This is a genomic window from Gilvirhabdus luticola, from assembly GCF_040117515.1.
In the GTDB taxonomy this organism is placed as follows: Bacteria; Bacteroidota; Bacteroidia; order Flavobacteriales; family Flavobacteriaceae; genus Gilvirhabdus; species Gilvirhabdus luticola.
Genome location: NZ_JBEEEN010000001.1, coordinates 603,212 through 620,725, shown reverse-complemented (window position 1 = coordinate 620,725; position 17,514 = coordinate 603,212). Strand labels below are relative to the sequence as shown.

At 31.7% G+C, this 17,514-nt stretch carries 15 protein-coding genes; 11 read left to right on the top strand and 4 right to left on the bottom strand.

The window, feature by feature from the left end; translation table 11 throughout:
* Positions 1 to 4 precede the first annotated feature (4 nt).
* From AAFP94_RS02850 to AAFP94_RS02840, 3 genes are all read left to right on the top strand, one after another.
* The gene (locus AAFP94_RS02850; RefSeq protein ID WP_316660615.1) at positions 5 to 388 is read left to right on the top strand and encodes a TraR/DksA family transcriptional regulator; all 384 of its coding nucleotides are present in this window, start codon (positions 5 to 7) and stop codon (positions 386 to 388) included.
* 68 nt (positions 389 to 456) lie between these two features.
* On the top strand, positions 457 to 1,074 hold the full coding sequence (locus tag AAFP94_RS02845; RefSeq protein ID WP_316660616.1) for a lipoprotein signal peptidase: 618 nt from the start codon (positions 457 to 459) through the stop codon (positions 1,072 to 1,074).
* 60 nt (positions 1,075 to 1,134) lie between these two features.
* Positions 1,135 to 3,021: a hypothetical protein gene (locus AAFP94_RS02840; protein ID WP_316660617.1), complete on the top strand. Its 1,887-nt coding sequence runs from the start codon at positions 1,135 to 1,137 to the stop codon at positions 3,019 to 3,021.
* Here the strand turns inward: AAFP94_RS02840 and AAFP94_RS02835 are convergent.
* The 4 genes from AAFP94_RS02835 to AAFP94_RS02820 are packed head-to-tail and all read right to left on the bottom strand — an operon-like array spanning position 3,018 to position 5,952.
* A complete protein-coding gene (locus AAFP94_RS02835; protein ID WP_316660621.1) occupies positions 3,018 to 3,581 on the bottom strand; it encodes a 5-formyltetrahydrofolate cyclo-ligase in 564 nt (187 codons plus the stop codon). The genes AAFP94_RS02840 and AAFP94_RS02835 overlap by 4 nt on opposite strands.
* 12 nt (positions 3,582 to 3,593) lie before the next feature.
* Positions 3,594 to 4,565, bottom strand: coding sequence for a succinylglutamate desuccinylase/aspartoacylase family protein (locus AAFP94_RS02830; RefSeq protein ID WP_316660622.1), 972 nt, complete (start codon positions 4,563 to 4,565; stop codon positions 3,594 to 3,596).
* Positions 4,565 to 5,440 (bottom strand): 30S ribosomal protein S6--L-glutamate ligase, encoded by an 876-nt coding sequence (gene rimK / locus AAFP94_RS02825; protein WP_316660623.1) that lies wholly within the window; start codon positions 5,438 to 5,440, stop codon positions 4,565 to 4,567. The genes AAFP94_RS02830 and rimK overlap by 1 nt, the downstream gene beginning before the upstream one ends.
* A complete protein-coding gene (locus tag AAFP94_RS02820) occupies positions 5,440 to 5,952 on the bottom strand; it encodes an ATP-dependent zinc protease family protein (protein ID WP_316660624.1) in 513 nt (170 codons plus the stop codon). Before AAFP94_RS02820 ends, rimK begins: the two co-directional genes overlap by 1 nt.
* A 118-nt stretch (positions 5,953 to 6,070) precedes the next feature.
* On the opposite strand from AAFP94_RS02820, the gene uvrC reads away from it, so the two are divergent.
* The 8 genes from uvrC (at position 6,071) to pgi (ending at position 17,398) form a co-directional block, all read left to right on the top strand.
* Positions 6,071 to 7,864 (top strand): excinuclease ABC subunit UvrC, encoded by a 1,794-nt coding sequence (uvrC, locus tag AAFP94_RS02815; protein ID WP_316660625.1) that lies wholly within the window; start codon positions 6,071 to 6,073, stop codon positions 7,862 to 7,864.
* Positions 7,861 to 10,095, top strand: a complete 2,235-nt coding sequence (locus tag AAFP94_RS02810) for a patatin-like phospholipase family protein (RefSeq protein WP_316660627.1) — start codon at positions 7,861 to 7,863, stop codon at positions 10,093 to 10,095. Before uvrC ends, AAFP94_RS02810 begins: the two co-directional genes overlap by 4 nt.
* A gap of 212 nt (positions 10,096 to 10,307) precedes the next feature.
* On the top strand, positions 10,308 to 11,465 hold the full coding sequence (locus AAFP94_RS02805) for a homogentisate 1,2-dioxygenase (RefSeq protein ID WP_316660628.1): 1,158 nt from the start codon (positions 10,308 to 10,310) through the stop codon (positions 11,463 to 11,465).
* Between the two features lie 23 nt (positions 11,466 to 11,488).
* Entirely contained in the window at positions 11,489 to 12,649 is a 1,161-nt protein-coding gene (gene hppD / locus AAFP94_RS02800) for a 4-hydroxyphenylpyruvate dioxygenase (protein ID WP_316660629.1), read from the top strand.
* A gap of 148 nt (positions 12,650 to 12,797) precedes the next feature.
* Positions 12,798 to 13,577 (top strand): DUF3108 domain-containing protein, encoded by a 780-nt coding sequence (locus AAFP94_RS02795; protein WP_316660630.1) that lies wholly within the window; start codon positions 12,798 to 12,800, stop codon positions 13,575 to 13,577.
* Positions 13,577 to 14,500 carry a tryptophan 2,3-dioxygenase family protein gene (locus AAFP94_RS02790; protein WP_316660631.1) on the top strand — a complete coding sequence of 308 codons (924 nt, stop codon included), beginning with the start codon at positions 13,577 to 13,579 and terminating at the stop codon, positions 14,498 to 14,500. Before AAFP94_RS02795 ends, AAFP94_RS02790 begins: the two co-directional genes overlap by 1 nt.
* Positions 14,458 to 15,771, top strand: coding sequence for a peptidoglycan DD-metalloendopeptidase family protein (locus AAFP94_RS02785; RefSeq protein WP_316661272.1), 1,314 nt, complete (start codon positions 14,458 to 14,460; stop codon positions 15,769 to 15,771). Before AAFP94_RS02790 ends, AAFP94_RS02785 begins: the two co-directional genes overlap by 43 nt.
* 1 nt (position 15,772) lies before the next feature.
* Positions 15,773 to 17,398, top strand: coding sequence for a glucose-6-phosphate isomerase (gene pgi, locus AAFP94_RS02780; RefSeq protein ID WP_316660632.1), 1,626 nt, complete (start codon positions 15,773 to 15,775; stop codon positions 17,396 to 17,398).
* The last annotated feature ends 116 nt before the right edge of the window (positions 17,399 to 17,514 follow it).

The following is a 17,514-nucleotide window of genomic DNA, read 5'->3' as shown; positions in this document are numbered from 1 at the left end:
GATTATGGGAGCAGGAACAAACATTAGATATTCTGATAAAGAATTAGCAGAATTTAAAGAATTAATTCAAGAAAAAATAAAGAAAGCACAACACGATTTAGAGTTGATTAAAAGTGCTTATATGAATGATCATAACAATGGTACGGATGATACTTCGCCAACATTCAAAGCGTTTGATGAAGGTAGTGAAGTCATGAGTAAAGAGTCTAATTCGCAGTTAGCCATACGACAAGAAAAGTTTATTCGTGATTTAAAGAACGCATTGATTAGGATTGAAAATAAAACCTATGGTGTATGCAGAGTTACTGGAAAGCTAATTAACAAAGAACGTCTAAAACTTGTGCCGCATGCAACATTGAGTATTGAAGCAAAGAATATGCAACAATAATTTAAAGATTAAAACACAAAAGGCGCCTCTTTTTTGAGGCGTTTTTATTTTTAAGAAGCAGCAAAAAAATGTCGTTAAAAAAGGCCGTTTTACTTATTATAATGATTTTGCTTATTGACCAAATAAGTAAAATTTATATAAAGACGCATTTTACACTTCAAGAAAGCATTAGAGTTTTTGATTGGTTCAAAATATATTTTGTAGAGAATAGTGGCATGGCTTGGGGAACCAAGATTAGCGATTTTGTGTCTTTCATTTCGGATAGAACTGCAAAGGTGCTTTTAACGCTTTTTAGGATAGTGGCTATTTTTGGAATAGGCTATTGGCTTTATGATTCTACAAAAAAGAAAAGCTCTAAATTACTTATTATTGCTATTGCTTTGATTTTTGCTGGAGCATTGGGTAACATCATAGATTCTGTTTTTTATGGAATTCTTTTTAGTGACAGTCATGGAGAGATCGCTACATTTTTATCTAAAGGAGGTGGCTATGACACTTTATTGCATGGTAGCGTAGTAGACATGCTTTATTTTCCAATTTGGAAAGGCTATTTACCCGAATGGCTTCCTTTTGTAGGAGGAGATTATTTTACATTTTTTGAACCAGTTTTTAATGTGGCAGATGTGGCTATAAGTACTGGCTTTCTTTTACTTATTGTTTTTAATAAAAGAGCGTTTTCTAAATAATTTATAAGTAAGACTAAAGAATAAATTAATATATTTCAGATTATTAATCCGAAATAAAAAATGAAGTCTTTCAAGATTGCCTTAACAATTATCCTTCTTTTTACGAGTTATTCTAATCATTCACAAAACCTTCATGGTATTAAATTTCTCGGAAGTGAAAGAAATCAAATTTGCCAAAAATTTAATCAGGCTTTTCTTCAAAGACCTAGAGAGGTTCGTTTTTCAATAGTTAAAGTAAACGCAAGTTTGTTTTTTGAGACCAATGATGAAAATTGGTTTAAAAGCTTGTTAACATCTAATGATGATGGTTTGGCAATAGATATTGTTCCTAAAGACAGATATAATTGTGGTTTAGAAGCTGTTATTGACACTCAAATAAAAGGCTTTCTTTTAGAACCTGTTTATACTCAAGAATTAAAAAACGGAATAAAAAAAGTTGGAAATAAGTATAGGGTTTTGGTTGGAAGAATTCCACAAGGCCTTTTGAACGATGATTTGGAATTCAACATTTTATTTTTAAGCAACCAAAGCCTTTGCCAATATTATGTTGTTTATGATCTTGAAGCTTACCCATGGGATCTTTTGGATATGGGAATGTATTTAGATTCATTAACCTATAACACAAGAAAGATAAAACCAATTGAAGAGGAAGGATATACAATCAAAACAAAATCTTTGAAATTTATCATTCCTTTTGAGAAGAATAAGTCTGAATACTCACAAAAAGACATTAAACCACTTTACGATTCATTAAGATTAACAGATTTTAATATAAAATCAATTGACATTAGAGCTTACTCTTCTGTCGAAGGTTTTTTAGAGCGTAATATAGAACTGCAAAACCAAAGAGCAAATAGTATAGCCAATGCGTTGCAGAAATTCCAAAAGCCAACCATTATAACGCATATTTCATCATCAGAAAATTGGGTAGAATTTTTAAATGACATCAAAAACACACGGTTTAAAAACTTTCAAACCTTAAGTAAATCTGATATAAAAGCAAAATTAGTTGGTTCAACATCTCAAGGCCTTGAGCCAATTTTAAGAGAACATAGAAAAGCTGTTGTACAATTAGAGCTTGAAAGAAAAGACAAGTATAAAAATATGACTACAGAACAGTTAGTAATTAATTTTAATTCTGCTTTGCAAAACGAACAATTAGATGAAGCAATAAAAATTCAAAATTCAATTTTTGAGAAAATTAAAGGTCAGGAAGCTTCTCCAGAGGTGTTAAGAAAAATGACAATCCCAAATCAAGCTAAATATGCAAACTTCATGAATAAAAATTCTTCGTTTAAGTATTTGGCGGATGGACTCCAAGCATTGATAGTTTATAATGAATTATTAGAGCTTGAAAAAATAGTCCCAAAAGACATGAAGGTTAAGTACAATATCGTTGCACTTAAGCTTAAACTTTGGAGACACAAAGCAATTGATATTGATGAAACAGCATTAAAAAACCAAATTTATGTGCTTAAAAATTATAAGGTAGACAATTCCCTTATCTCAAGAATGATGGTAAATTACCATATTATAAAAGCAGAGAATGATATGCGTAAGAGAGATTATAAAAACAAGGACATCTCTGTCACTTATATAGACAATAATTATTCAAAATTTACATTTTCAGATTTTGACTATTTAAGTCTGGCACAATTTTTTAGTTATTATGCCAACACCGATTTATCTGTTGAATTATTAAAAGATAAAGTAAACACCATTGACGTAGATGAAGATCTTTTGTTTTACTACTTAAACCTTACAATAATTAATACAAAACTCACTAATACAACAGAATATAGAGCAATAATGCTTAATGCTTTTAATATGAACCAAGAGCGGTATTGTAAATTGTTTAATCCATTTGGAGAAGGTGGCGTGACGTTTCAACTTTTAGAAGATGAATACTTAAGAAACACCTACTGCGAAAACTGTATTACACACTAAAACGTATATATTGTTTTAGGAGTAACACAAAAATCAAGTTTTTCGTCTTGAGTCGAAATTTCTGAAATACTATCTTCAGCTTCAAAAAAAGACAAACCAATTTTAATAGTTTCTGGCTTACAGGAAGCTAAAAATTTATCATAAAAACCCTTGCCATATCCAACACGATTGCCTAGTTTATCAAACCCTAGAAGAGGAATAAAAACTACTTCAATTAAATGATTGGCAACTTCAATACCGTCAACAGGTTCAGGAATATCTAATGCGTTCTTTTTGAGTGTTGTATTGTCTGTGAGAAGAAAATTGGTCATTACACCAGTTGAGAAATCACTTTTAGGAACCACAATGTTTTTATCCTTTCCAGACAAAATGCTTAATATATAATTAGTTATTATTTCTTTTTTCTCTTCGATAGTCAAAAAAATATGATAATAAGAATATTGCCATATAGGAAGTTTTAAAACCGAATTTGCAATTTGAAAACTCAAATCATCTACCTCAATTTCAGATAGCTTATTTCGAAGTGTTTTATATTTTTTCCTGATTTCAGATTTAATCACTTGAGAAAGAAGTTATTTGAATTTGGTGGAAATATGGAATAAAGCATCGCCCTGATAAACAATAGGAGATTCGTTGACATTGATGATATATCCAGAATGTGAAGCTTTTACAAAATGATTGAATTTTCCGTAAGGATCTGTAATGTTTCCAAGAATATCGCCTTTATCAACTTTAGAATTTATGGCGATCGAAGCCTTAAACATTCCAGAAAAATTAGCTCTTTGCCATCTGCTTTCCAATATAGAAACGGGCGTTTTTTTAGGCTTCGATACCTTAAACTTTGTAGGAAGCATTCCTAAATGAGCCAACACGCGTTTTGCTCCATTAACACCAGTGTTAGTGACTGTTTTATCAATATGAAAAGATTTTCCGCCTTCAAAAAGTAACATCAATTTCCCTAATTTATTGCTAGTATTTCTAAAGGATTTTTTAATGTCTTTAGAATAGAGAATAAAAGGAGCGTTGAAAATTCTAGCAAGTTTATCAAGGCTAGAATTATTTTTGACTATTCTAATTTGAGGTGAATTAAATCGACCTGCACTTCCCGTATGAAAATCCATAATAACATCAACATCTGGGATAATTTCATTAATTAATTTATAAGCAACTCTACTAGCCAAAGACCCTGTTTTTTTTCCTGGAAAAACTCTATTTAAATCCCTTCCATCAGGGAATTCTCTGTTTAAATTTATAAATCCAAAAACATTGATAACTGGAATACAAATAATGGTCCCACATTTCGGTTTGTTGATCCCTTTAGCTATAATCTGTCTTACAATCTCTACACCGTTAACTTCATCACCGTGTATACCAGCTGTAAATAAGACAATTGGTCCAGGTTTTTTTGAGCGTTCTACAATAACAGGGACATCAACACTCGAAGAGGTATGTAAATTAGCAACATCAAAACTCAATTCACAGCTTTCACCAAGGCTTATTTGTTCTCCTAAAACTGTTATTGTTTTACGTTGCTTATAGGTCATTAGCTTCTATTTCTTTCAATAAATGTTATAATGGCTCTGGCTATATTTTTTCCAGTTGCACTTTCAATACCTTCAAGTCCTGGAGTGGAATTTACTTCCAAAAGTAAAGGTCCTCTAGCAGATTGCAACATATCAACACCACAAACAGGAAGTTTTAATGCACGAGAAGCTTTCATAGCTAATTTTAATTCTGCCTCATTAAGCTTAACAATTTCAGCAGTACCGCCTCTATGTAAATTTGAACGAAATTCGCCATCTTTACCTTGTCGTTTCATAGCGCCAACCACATGTCCATCGACAACAAGCGCCCTTAAATCTGCACCTTTGGCTTCTTTGATAAATTCCTGAACTATGACTCTTGCTTGTAAGCCATTAAAAGCTTCAAGTACCGATTCTGCCGCACTTTTAGTTTCGGCAAGTACAACTCCTAGACCTTGTGTACCTTCTAGAAGCTTTATAATTACAGGCGTTCCACCGACATGCTCGATAACCTCTTCAACATCACGAGAATAATTTGTGAAAACTGTTTTAGGCATTCCAATGCCTGCTTTACTTAGGCGTTGCAAGCTTCTTAATTTGTCTCTCGACCGTACAATAGCGTCTGATGTTACAGTGGTAAATATGTTCATCATCTCGAACTGTCTCACTACAGCACAGCCATAAAAAGTGACGGTGGCTCCTATTCGTGGTATAATAGCATCTACATAATCAAGATAACGGTCTTTGTAATATATTGTGGGTTTTTCTTTTTCAATAATAATATCGCATTTAAGCGGATCGATTACCTCAACAACATGATTACGTTTTTCACCTTCTTCAACAAGTCTTTTTGTTGAATATAAATTACCGTTTCTAGAAAGAATAACAATATTCATTAGTTAAGGCTTATAATGTTTTTAAATTCAACAGGAAATTGAATAGTTTCTTTTGATTGTGGATAAGAATTGGTAATCAAATTTTTATTCAAAATATTGTGATTATATGATACATGTTTTTGATTAACATCTACTAAAAATTTATCTTTTAAAAACTGCCTGCCAATAAGAACTGGAAATTTCATATCATCTCGAGTACTTAAAGTTAAGTATATTTTATAAGTCTTGCCAAAAAATACAACTTCAGATTTTATTTTATATCTGTTTTCTTTAAAACCATTACTGCTTTTTACATCGGTTTTTGAAAAATTAGTAAAAAGGACTGTTTTATTGCTAAAATTGGGATGGCCTTCACTAAAGAAAGTACATAAAAGCACATTGTTTTTCTCTGTAATTTTAGAGCAATGAATAGCCGATGTATAGGCACCAGTATCAATCTTAACATCAATCTTAGAAAGGCCTAATTCAGGAAAATCTAAAATATCAACTCTACCAATAATTTGTTTGTTCATTTTATATTTTGAAAGCGCGCAAAAGTAACAATAAAGATAATTCAAAAACTATCTTTTTTAATCTAAATTATTGAAGATATAAAATAACCGTTAATTTTGAAATGTTACTTTTGAATCAATGAGCAAATCTACTTTAGAAATACAATTGAAGACATTACCAAATGCACCTGGAGTATATCAATATTTCGATGATAAAGGAGTAATTCTATATGTTGGGAAAGCCAAAAATTTAAAAAAAAGAGTAAGCTCATATTTTACAAAAACCCATGAGAATGGAAAAACTCGAGTACTTGTAAAAAAAATAGCAGCAATAAAGCACATTGTTGTTGAAACCGAAACTGATGCTCTTCTCCTTGAAAACAATTTAATTAAGAAACATCAACCAAGATATAATGTCATGCTTAAGGATGACAAGTCTTATCCTTGGATTTGTATTAAGAATGAACGTTTTCCAAGAGTATTTTCTACACGAAGGGTTTTTAAAGATGGCAGTGAGTATTTCGGACCATACACTAGTATGAAAACAGTGTCAACTTTATTGGAATTAATCAAAGGATTATATCAATTGCGCACCTGTAATTACGACCTATCTGAAAGTAAGATAAGAGCTGGTAAATATAAAGTGTGTTTGGAGTACCATTTAGGAAACTGTAAAGGGCCATGTGAAGGTCTTGAAACTGAAAAAGAATATCATGAAAATGTAAAAGCCATTCGTGAAATTTTAAAAGGGAATTTTAAAGATTCTCTTTCGCAGTTTAAAAAACAAATGAAACAGCTTGCATTAGACATGCATTTTGAAGAAGCACAAAAAATTAAAGAGAAAATTGAGGTTTTGCAAAACTATCAAGCCAAATCTACTATTGTAAACCCTAAAATCAGTAATGTAGATGTTTTTACAATAGTTAGTGATGAAAGCTATGGGTACATTAATTTTCTGCAACTTTCCTATGGGTCAATTATCAGGTCCCATACTTTAGAAATTAAAAAGAAATTAGCCGAAACAGATAAGGAGTTATTAGGATTAGCAATTACTGAAATAAGACAAAGATTCAATTCAAATTCAAACGAAATTTATGTTCCGTTTAAGGTGGATCTTGGAGAAAACATTAAAGTAACGATTCCGAAACTTGGTGATAAAAAGCATATTCTGGATTTGTCATTAAGAAATGCTAAATATTATCGAATGGAGCGGTTTAAGCAAATTAAAATTACAGATCCAGATAGGCATAGAAACAGAATAATGGCTCAAATGAAGATCGATTTGAGGTTAATAGAAGAACCTAGACATATAGAATGTTTTGATAATTCCAACATTCAAGGCACAAACCCAGTTGCAGCCTGTGTTGTTTTTAAGAATGGAAAGCCAAGTAAAAAAGATTATAGACATTATAATATCAAAACGGTTGAAGGCCCAGACGACTTTGCTTCAATGGAAGAAGTGGTGTACAGACGTTATAAACGTTTGTTAGATGAAGGTCAAAACTTACCTCAACTTGTAATTATTGATGGAGGTAAAGGTCAATTGTCGTCATCATTAAAGAGTATTGATAAATTAAATTTAAGAGGGAAAATGACCATAATCGGAATTGCTAAACGTTTAGAAGAATTATTTTATCCAGATGATCCAATTCCCTTATATTTAGATAAAAAAAGTGAAACGTTAAAAATCATACAGCAGTTAAGAAATGAAGCACATCGCTTTGGGATAGAACATCATAGAAATAAGCGAAGCAAAAGTGCGTTAAATACGGAGTTGGAAACCATCCCAGGTATTGGTGAAAAAACAATCGTAACATTATTAAAACATTTCAAGTCTGTAAAACGTCTAACTAGTTTAAGCATTAATGAGCTTGAACCAGTAATTGGCAAGTCTAAAGCAAAAATTATTTTCAATTATTATAATAATAAATGAGATATAAACTATTTTTCATATTAATTCTTCTAAGCATATGCACTTTTGCACAAGAAACTATCCATGAAGATGACCTAAAAGTTGGTTTAGTGTTAAGCGGTGGTGGTGCTAAAGGATTAGCTCACATTGGAGTCCTTAAAGTGATTGATAGTTTAGGATTACGCGTAGATTATGTGGCTGGTACAAGCATGGGAGCCATTGTAGGTTCACTTTATGCTTCTGGATATTCAGGTAAACAAATAGACTCACTTTTTAAACGAGTAAATTTTGACGAAATATTAAGTGATTATTTACCTAGAGCAGCAAAAACCTTTTATGAAAAAGAGAATTCTGAAAAATATGCTATCACTCTACCTTTAGAAAAATTTAAACTTAAATTACCTTCCGCTTTATCCAGTGGACAAAATGCATATAATTTAATTTCTAAAATAACCATTCATGTTGGAGATATCAAGGATTTTAAAGATTTACCAATCCCATTTTTTTGTATAGCCACTAATATTGAAACAGGAGAGCAAGTTGTTTTGGACAAAGGTAATCTAGCACAAGCGGTAATGGCTAGTGGTGCTCTTCCTTCGTTATTTCAGCCAGTAACCATAGATGATAAAGTACTAATTGATGGTGGCGTTGTGAACAATTATCCAATTGATGAGCTCAAAGAAAAAGATGTTGATATAATTATTGGTGTTGACGTACAAGATGATTTAAGGGATAGAGATGGCTTAACTGCGGCCACAGATATTTTACTCCAAATAAATAATTTTAGAACGGTTAAAGACATGAAGTTAAAATCTAAAAAAACAGATGTCTATATAAAACCAGATATTAAGGATTACTCTGTAGTTTCGTTTGATCAAGGGCAAGAAATTATAGCTAGAGGAATTTTTGCAGCAAAGCAAGCCGAAGAACAGTTGAAAGATATTGTATTTAAGCAATCAACAAAAAAACTATTACCCATTAAAATAACTCTTCAAGACAGTTTGCAGATTAACGAAATTGAAGTAATTGGTAATAACAATTACACACGGGCCTACATTTTAGGGAAACTTAAAATCAAATCTAATGAGAAGATTAGTTATAATGCTTTTAATGATGGTATCAATAACTTAATTGCAACCAATAATTTTGATAGCTTTCAATACGAGCTTAAACATACTCAATATGATGAAGGATATAACTTGTATGCTTCAGTTCAAGAGTCTCAAGAGACTGCTTTTATAAAGTTTGGACTTCATTATGATGATCTTTATAAAAGCGCTTTGCTGGTTAACTTAACAAAAAAGAAGTTGTTTGTAAAGAATGATGTCATGTCTTTAGATTTAATTTTAGGTGATAACTTAAGGTACAATTTTGAATATTTTATAGATAGAGGCTTTTATTGGAGTATTGGGTTCAAATCCCGATTTAATCAATTTAATAGAAATGTAAATGCAGAAGCATTATTAACGTCAGAAGAAGCTGAAGCTCTTGGTGTTAATAAAATAGATACAGATTTATCGGATTTTACAAATCAATTTTATTTACAAACATTATTTAGAAAGGATTTTGCATTAATACTTGGAGCAGAATTGAAACATTTAAAAATAAATTCTGAAACTATTCTCGATGATCCAAACGAAAAAGAGAAAATTTTCGAAAACAGTGATTATTTTAGTGTTTTTGGCAGAATTAAGTTTGACACCTTTGATAATAAACATTTTCCAAATGAAGGTTTTTTATTTGATGGTGATTTTCATTTATATTTATATTCTTCCGATTTTAACAATTCTTTTTCAGAATATTCAATCGCACAGGCCAAAATTGGGTATGCCCAAAGTTTTTCAAAACGCTTAACAGCAACACTCACAACAGAAGGAGGTTTTAAAATTGGCGATAACTCAATACCGTATCTAGATTTTGTATTAGGTGGATACGGTAACGATTTTATTAATAATTTTAAATCCTTCTATGGATATGATTTTATAACTATTTCAGGGAATAGTTTTGTAAAAGCCACATTAAATTTTGACTACGAGATATTCAAAAAGCATCATATCAGTTTGGCAGGTAATTTTGCTAATGTAGAAGACAATCTATTTGAAACAGGAGATTGGTTAACAAACCCAGAATATACAGGATATACTTTAGGCTATTCTATTGAAACATTTCTAGGCCCTTTAGAAGCTAAATGCACTTGGTCCCCAGAATTGAAAGAAAGTATTTGGTTTTTTAATCTAGGATTTTGGTTTTAGTGATTATCAATAACTTTAAGTTTAAAAATTCATAAATTTTCACGATATTTGTGCCATTATGAAACTGTTTTGGGCAGATTTATTATTACTACTCCACTTCCTCATCAAGAGAAATCCTGAATGAGTTGGCATTATTGTATCTTTATGTAATTTAAAAAGTATAAAGGCCTAATTGCTTTTAGCTTTTATTTTTAACTTTTAAAATTAGAACAATGCCTTTTTATCATAAATTAGGAAAAATACCCCATAAACGACACACACAATTTAGAAAACCAGATGGTATTTTGTATAGCGAGCAGCTGTTTGGCACCATTGGTTTTGACGGAATGTCAACAAACAGTTACCATGAGCAACGCCCAACACAGGTAAAAGCTATATCAAAACAATATAGCGTTGCTCCAAAAATAGCCAAGTCAAATAATATCAAATCTTACAGGTTTAAAGGGTTTCAAGTAAAGCCTGAAAATGATTATTTAGTGAGTAGGAAGACTATTTTAACGAATAATGATTGTAGCATTATTCTTTCTGCACCAAAACAATCAACTTCAGAATATTTTTATAAAAATACCGATGCAGACGAATTAATTTTTGTACACAAAGGCAGCGGTAAATTAAGAACCATGTTTGGAAATCTCGATTTTAAATATGGTGATTATCTATTAATTCCCAGAGGGATTATTTATAAAATAGATTTTGATTCTGAAGATAATCGATTATTTATTGTAGAATCCCATAGACCAATTTATACGCCAAAACGATACAGGAATTGGTTCGGACAACTTTTAGAACATTCACCTTTTTGCGAACGTGATATAAGAAGACCAGAAGAACTTGAAACATATAACGAAAAGGGAGATTTTTTAATTAAAGTAAAAAAACAAGGCGATATTATTGAAATGGTTTATGCTTCTCACCCGTTTGATGTTGTTGGTTATGACGGCTATAATTATCCTTATGCATTTTCAATTCATGATTTTGAACCAATAACAGGGCGCATTCACCAACCACCTCCTGTACATCAAACTTTTGAAACAGATGCATTTGTAGTTTGTAGTTTTGTGCCTCGTTTGTACGACTATCATCCACAAAGCATACCGGCACCTTACAATCATAGCAATATAGATAGTGACGAGGTTTTGTATTATGTAGATGGAGATTTTATGAGTAGAAATGATGTTGAGGAAGGACACATATCATTGCATCCTGCTGGAATTCCTCATGGGCCACATCCAGGAGCAACCGAAAGAAGTATAGGTAAGACCAAAACAGACGAACTAGCTGTCATGGTTGATACATTTAAACCTTTGATGGTTACAGAAGAAGCTATGAAAATAGCAGACGAAGATTACCATAAATCATGGTTGGAATAATCCAACAAAAAAACTTAAATACAATGAGTAAAGAAATAAAATCAGTTGATTACGGACTTGAAAAAATATTTGAAGGAGCAGAAGATTTTCTTCCACTTTTAGGAACAGACTATGTAGAGTTTTATGTAGGTAATGCAAAACAAGCAGCACATTTTTACAAAACAGCATTTGGTTTTCAGTCTTATGCATATAAAGGCTTGGAAACGGGCTCACGTGATAGTGTGAGTTATGTTCTAAAACAAGACAAAATAAAATTGGTATTAACAACACCTCTTAACAGTAAATCTCCTATAAATGAGCATATCGTTAAGCATGGAGATGGAGTAAAAGTTATAGCACTATGGGTTGAAGACGCTAGAAAAGCCCATGAAGAAACTACAAATCGCGGTGCAAAATCGTATATGGAACCAACCGTTGAAAAAGATGAATTTGGTGAAGTTGTTCGTTCAGGAATATATACTTATGGAGAAACTGTTCATTTGTTTGTTGAACGTAAAAACTACAATGGAACTTTTTTGCCTGGGTTTGTTGCACAAAAATCAGATTACAATCCAGAACCAACAGGTCTGAAATATATAGATCACATGGTTGGTAATGTAGGTTGGGGAGAAATGAATACTTGGGTAAAATGGTATGAAGAGGTTATGGGATTTGAAAACTTCCTATCGTTTGATGATAAACAAATTCATACAGAATATTCTGCACTCATGAGTAAAGTCATGAGTAATGGTAATGGCCGAGTAAAATTTCCAATTAACGAACCTGCAGAAGGAATAAAAAGATCACAAATAGAAGAATATTTAGATTTTTATGAAGGGCCAGGCGTACAACATTTAGCCGTAGCTACAGACGATATTATTACAACAGTAAGTAAATTAAAAGCTAGAGGAGTTGAATTTTTATCAACACCGCCAGAAGAATATTATAGAGCTGTACCTGGAAGGTTAGAAGAATACAGTCATGAATTAAGAGAAGATATTGAAACTCTAAAAAGTCTTGGCATTATGATCGATGCAGATGAAGAAGGATATTTGCTTCAAATATTCACAAAACCTGTAGAAGACAGACCAACTTTGTTTTTTGAAATAATTCAACGGATGGGAGCCAAAGGTTTTGGAGCAGGAAATTTCAAGGCTCTTTTTGAATCTATTGAAAGAGAACAAGCAAATAGAGGGACACTTTAATATTAATTGAGTATTAATTCTTTAAAAACTCCATCATTCTTATAGATGGAGTTTTTTTGTTTTAATACTTTTGGAACAGTAATTGTAATTCCAATAGCATAAACAATAATAATTGGGTTAAAGAGTTAAATTACAATTGCACACAAAAATGAATAAAACACTACTTATATTGTCCCTGTTGTTGGCATGCAATGTCTTTTCACAAAATACTCCTGCATTCCAAGATGGTGAATGGTTTAGGTTCGAAATGAGTTATAGTGGTTTTCTCAAAGCAGGCAATGCAACATTATCCATCAAAGAAGAATCTTTAGATAGCAAGCCAGTCTATCATGTTGTTGGTAAGGGTTGGACAACAGGAGCAATAAAATGGTTCTTTAAAGTTAAAGATAGATATGAAAGCTACTTTGATAAGGAAAAGTTGATTCCATATAAATTTATAAGAGATATAAATGAAGGAGGGCATACCAAAGACATAGAAATAGAATTTGACCAAACCAATCAAAAAGCTTATGTAAATAATAAAAAGCATAAGACTAACAAGGTTTTTGATACAAAACCTAACATACAGGATATGGTTTCTACTTTTTACTATTTACGAAACAAGTTAGATGTAACTAAACTGAAGCTGGGTGATGAGATAATGGTAGATATGTTTTTTGACGAAGAAAATTATGGGTTCAAATTAAAATATTTAGGAGAAGAAATAATAAATACAGAATTTGGAAATATTGAGGCGTTAAAATTTAGGCCTTATGTTATGGCAGGAAGAGTTTTTAAAGAAGAAGAAAGTTTAACGCTGTGGGTTTCTAAAGATAAAAATAGAGTACCTTTGCGCGTAAAAGCAGATCTTGCTGTAGGATCGTTACGAGCAGATCTTGAAGCATTCAAAGGATTAAAACACCCGTTTAAAATTGTTGTAGACGATTAATGGATTCTAAAAAGAACATTACCAACCAGCTTAAAGAAAAATATGATAGATTAGGACAGGATCTAGACACCCATTTAGAAGGATTGCTTTATAGCAAACCCATGAATTACTGGGATTATATCCATACGGATTCTCTCTTAAACCTTCAAATACAAAGAACTACAATTCCAGACGAGATGGTATTTATTATGTATCATCAGATTAATGAGTTACTTTTCAAAATGATACTCTGGGAAATTGATCAAGTAGCAAGAAAAGAGAATATTGAAGCAGATTTTTTTACATCTAAACTGATGAGAATTAGTCGTTATTTTGACATGTTGACATCATCTTTCAATATTATGCGAGAAGGAATGGAAGTTGAACAATACAATAAATTTAGAACAACTTTAACTCCTGGTAGCGGGTTTCAAAGTGCTCAATACAGGAAAATTGAATTTGCTTCTACTGAACTCATTAATTTAATTGATAATAGATTTAGAAAGACCATAGACAGAAACACGCCATACGAACATGCTTTTGACCATTTGTATTGGCAAGCTGCTGGCAAAGATTATAAAACTGGCAAAAAAAGTTATTTATTAACAACTTTTGAAGAAAAATACAAAGAAGAATTTATTAGATTTACCAAATTTTATAACACACACAACCTTTGGAGTAAATTTAAGGAACTTCCAGAGGTAGTGAAAAAGGATAAAAATTTAATTAAAGCAATGCGTCATTATGATTACACAGTAAATATTACTTGGGTAATGGCACATTACAATACGGCAAATCACTATTTAAATATTGGAGGTGAGACTGCCGAAGCAACAGGAGGAAGTGAATGGGTAAAATATATGCACCCAAAATACCAACGAAGAATATTTTTTCCAGATTTATGGACCGACCAAGAATTAAAAGATTGGGGAAAGAATGTTTAACAATCTTATTAGTGTTTTTAAGTATTGTTAGCTGTAAAGATGACCCCAAAGAACCAATAATTGAAGAAATTGCAATAGCCGAACCAAAAGATGTTTATGAATTCGGTTTTTGTTTAGACGATTACATTGTAAAACGCGATACTATTAAAAAAGGCGACAGCTTTGGTCAAATTCTTGAGCGTAATAGTATAGGATATCCTAAAATCTATCATATTGCAGAAAAAGCTAAAGACAGTTTTGATATTAGACGACTTCAAGTAGGTAAACCTTATACATTACTTTGTTCAAAAGATTCACTTCAAGAACCTAAATGCTTTATTTATCAACCAAACAAAGAGGAATACGTAGTTATAAACTTTCAAGATTCAATTCATGCATATACAAATAGAAAACCTATAAAATATGTTGAAAAAATTGCAACAGGTGTTATTTCCACGAATATATCTGATGCATTGGACCAACAAGGCATAAGCGTTATTCTAGCTTATAAAATGTCAGATAATATTTATGCTTGGACCATAGATTTTAACCGACTACAAAAAGGAGATAGGTTTAAGGTCATCTATTCAGACAAGTATATAGACGATACAATCTATGCAGGAATTGGCGATATTAAAGCAGCTTATTTCGAACATAAAAAAGAGCCATTTTATGCTTTTGAGTTTGAAACAGACAGCGTAAAGGGAATTGTTGATTATTTTAATGAAGAGGCTGAAAATTTAAGACGCGCTTTCTTAAAAGCACCTGTTCAATTTAGTAGAGTGTCCTCAAGATACAACTTAAAACGAAGAATTGCCTATTACGGCAATAAAGTAAGACCACATAAAGGTACAGACTTTGCAGCAAGTGTTGGCACTCCAATATTGGCAACTGCCAATGGAACAGTTATAGAATCTAGACGTAAAGGAGGGAACGGAAATTATGTGAAAATAAGACACAATTCCACATATTCCACACAATATTTACACATGAGCAAACGCAAAGCCAAAGTTGGAGATTTTGTAAAACAAGGCGATGTTATAGGTTGGGTTGGTATGACAGGAAATACTGGCGGGCCACATGTATGTTATCGTTTTTGGAAAAATGGAAAACAAGTAGATCCGTTTAAACAAAAATTGCCAGAAGCCGAGCCTATTTCTGATTCACTAAAAGTAAAATTTTTAGAATATATACAACCTATAAAGTATAGGTTAGATAATATTTTCTTTCAACCAGAAATAATAGAGGAGGAACTACTGGAACAACCAGTAATTACCCAAGGAAATTCATAATATGGCATTACCAAAGAATAATCCTATTAGTACAAATGCTTGGAAAAATTTACAGGCACATTTTAATAACATAAAAAATGTTCAGATGAAAGATTTGTTTTCTCAAGACCAAGAGAGAGCAAATAAGTTCTCAATAAAGTGGAATGATTTTTATGTTGATTTTTCAAAAAACAGAATTACAGAAGAAACTTTCCAGTATTTATTAGAATTAGCTGAAGAAGTTAAGTTGAAAGATGCTATTAAAAGCCAGTTTTCAGGTGAAATTATAAATAAAACTGAAGGCAGAGCAGTTCTACATACAGCTTTGAGGGCTCCTGAAACAGATACCATTTTAGTTGATGGAAAAAATATTATTCCTGAAATTTATCAAGTAAAGAAAAAGATTGAAGTATTTTCAAATGAGATTATAAATGCTGAAAGAAAAGGATTTACAGGCAAAGCATTCACAGATATAGTGAATATAGGAATTGGCGGTTCAGATCTAGGGCCTGCAATGGTAGTTGAAGCACTGCAATATTATACAAATCATTTAAACACTCATTTTGTAAGCAATGTAGATGGCGACCATGTTAATGAAGTTATCAAAAAAATAAATCCCGAAACAACTCTTTTTGTAATTGTTTCCAAAACATTTACGACTCAAGAAACTCTTTCTAATGCTAATACTATTAGAGATTGGTTTTTAAAGTCAGCTCCAGAAGAAGCGATTGCAAAACATTTTGTAGCCGTTTCAACCAATGTTGAAAAAGTTAAAACCTTCGGAATAGATGGAAGTAATATTTTCCCAATGTGGGATTGGGTTGGTGGCCGTTTTTCTCTTTGGAGTGCCGTAGGTTTGACTATTAGCTTGGCTGTTGGTTACAACAACTTTAATCAACTCTTAAAAGGGGCTCACAAAATGGATCTTCATTTTAAAAGTGAAGCATTCAATAGAAATATTCCAGTGGTATTAGCATTATTAAGTATATGGTATAATAATTTTTTCAAAGCTGAAACAGAAGCTATAATTCCGTATTCTCAATATCTAAATCAGTTTGCTACATATTTGCAACAAGGTATTATGGAAAGTAATGGTAAAAGTGTAGATAGAAATGGTAAGCCTACAGATTATCAAACTGGAACTATAATTTGGGGAGAACCAGGCACTAATTCTCAACATGCTTTTTTTCAATTGATTCACCAAGGCACTAAACTAATACCAGCAGACTTCATAGGATTTAGTCAATCATTGCATGGGAATCAGGATCATCAAGATAAACTTATCTCTAATTTTTTAGCACAAACGGAAGCTTTATTAAATGGAAAGACTGAAGAAGAAGTGATTGCCGAAGGAAATTTGGAGACTTTAATCCCTTTTAAAGTATTTACTGGCAATAAACCAACAAACACTATTTTCATTCATAAACTTTCGCCAGAATCTTTAGGAAAACTAATAGCTGTGTATGAACATAAAATTTTTGTACAAGGTGTCATTTGGAATATTTTTAGTTATGATCAATTTGGCGTAGAATTAGGGAAACAATTAGCAAATACAATTTTATCTGAACTTAAAGGAAACACTAGAAAAATTCATGACTCCTCAACAAGAAACCTCATCGATTATTATCAAATAACTAAAAACAAATAGGTAAAATTGTATAAATATCATCCTCAATAAAGTTATTTTATACATTATTTTTCTTAATTTGCATAGTAGTGATTTGTTAACATTAACTTAAACTTAAGTTTTATCAATATGTTAAT

What these genes read in the sequence shown, in the direction of transcription:
- AAFP94_RS02850 (WP_316660615.1), top strand. Translation starts at nt 5, where the DNA reads ATGGGAGCAGGAACAAACATTAGATATTCTGATAAAGAATTAGCAGAA.
- AAFP94_RS02845 (WP_316660616.1), top strand. Translation starts at nt 457, where the DNA reads ATGTCGTTAAAAAAGGCCGTTTTACTTATTATAATGATTTTGCTTATT.
- AAFP94_RS02840 (WP_316660617.1), top strand. Translation starts at nt 1,135, where the DNA reads ATGAAGTCTTTCAAGATTGCCTTAACAATTATCCTTCTTTTTACGAGT.
- AAFP94_RS02830 (WP_316660622.1), bottom strand. Translation starts at nt 4,565, where the DNA reads ATGACCTATAAGCAACGTAAAACAATAACAGTTTTAGGAGAACAAATA.
- rimK (WP_316660623.1), bottom strand. Translation starts at nt 5,440, where the DNA reads ATGAATATTGTTATTCTTTCTAGAAACGGTAATTTATATTCAACAAAA.
- AAFP94_RS02820 (WP_316660624.1), bottom strand. Translation starts at nt 5,952, where the DNA reads ATGAACAAACAAATTATTGGTAGAGTTGATATTTTAGATTTTCCTGAA.
- uvrC (WP_316660625.1), top strand. Translation starts at nt 6,071, where the DNA reads ATGAGCAAATCTACTTTAGAAATACAATTGAAGACATTACCAAATGCA.
- AAFP94_RS02810 (WP_316660627.1), top strand. Translation starts at nt 7,861, where the DNA reads ATGAGATATAAACTATTTTTCATATTAATTCTTCTAAGCATATGCACT.
- AAFP94_RS02805 (WP_316660628.1), top strand. Translation starts at nt 10,308, where the DNA reads ATGCCTTTTTATCATAAATTAGGAAAAATACCCCATAAACGACACACA.
- hppD (WP_316660629.1), top strand. Translation starts at nt 11,489, where the DNA reads ATGAGTAAAGAAATAAAATCAGTTGATTACGGACTTGAAAAAATATTT.
- AAFP94_RS02795 (WP_316660630.1), top strand. Translation starts at nt 12,798, where the DNA reads ATGAATAAAACACTACTTATATTGTCCCTGTTGTTGGCATGCAATGTC.
- AAFP94_RS02790 (WP_316660631.1), top strand. Translation starts at nt 13,577, where the DNA reads ATGGATTCTAAAAAGAACATTACCAACCAGCTTAAAGAAAAATATGAT.
- AAFP94_RS02785 (WP_316661272.1), top strand. Translation starts at nt 14,458, where the DNA reads ATGGACCGACCAAGAATTAAAAGATTGGGGAAAGAATGTTTAACAATC.
- pgi (WP_316660632.1), top strand. Translation starts at nt 15,773, where the DNA reads ATGGCATTACCAAAGAATAATCCTATTAGTACAAATGCTTGGAAAAAT.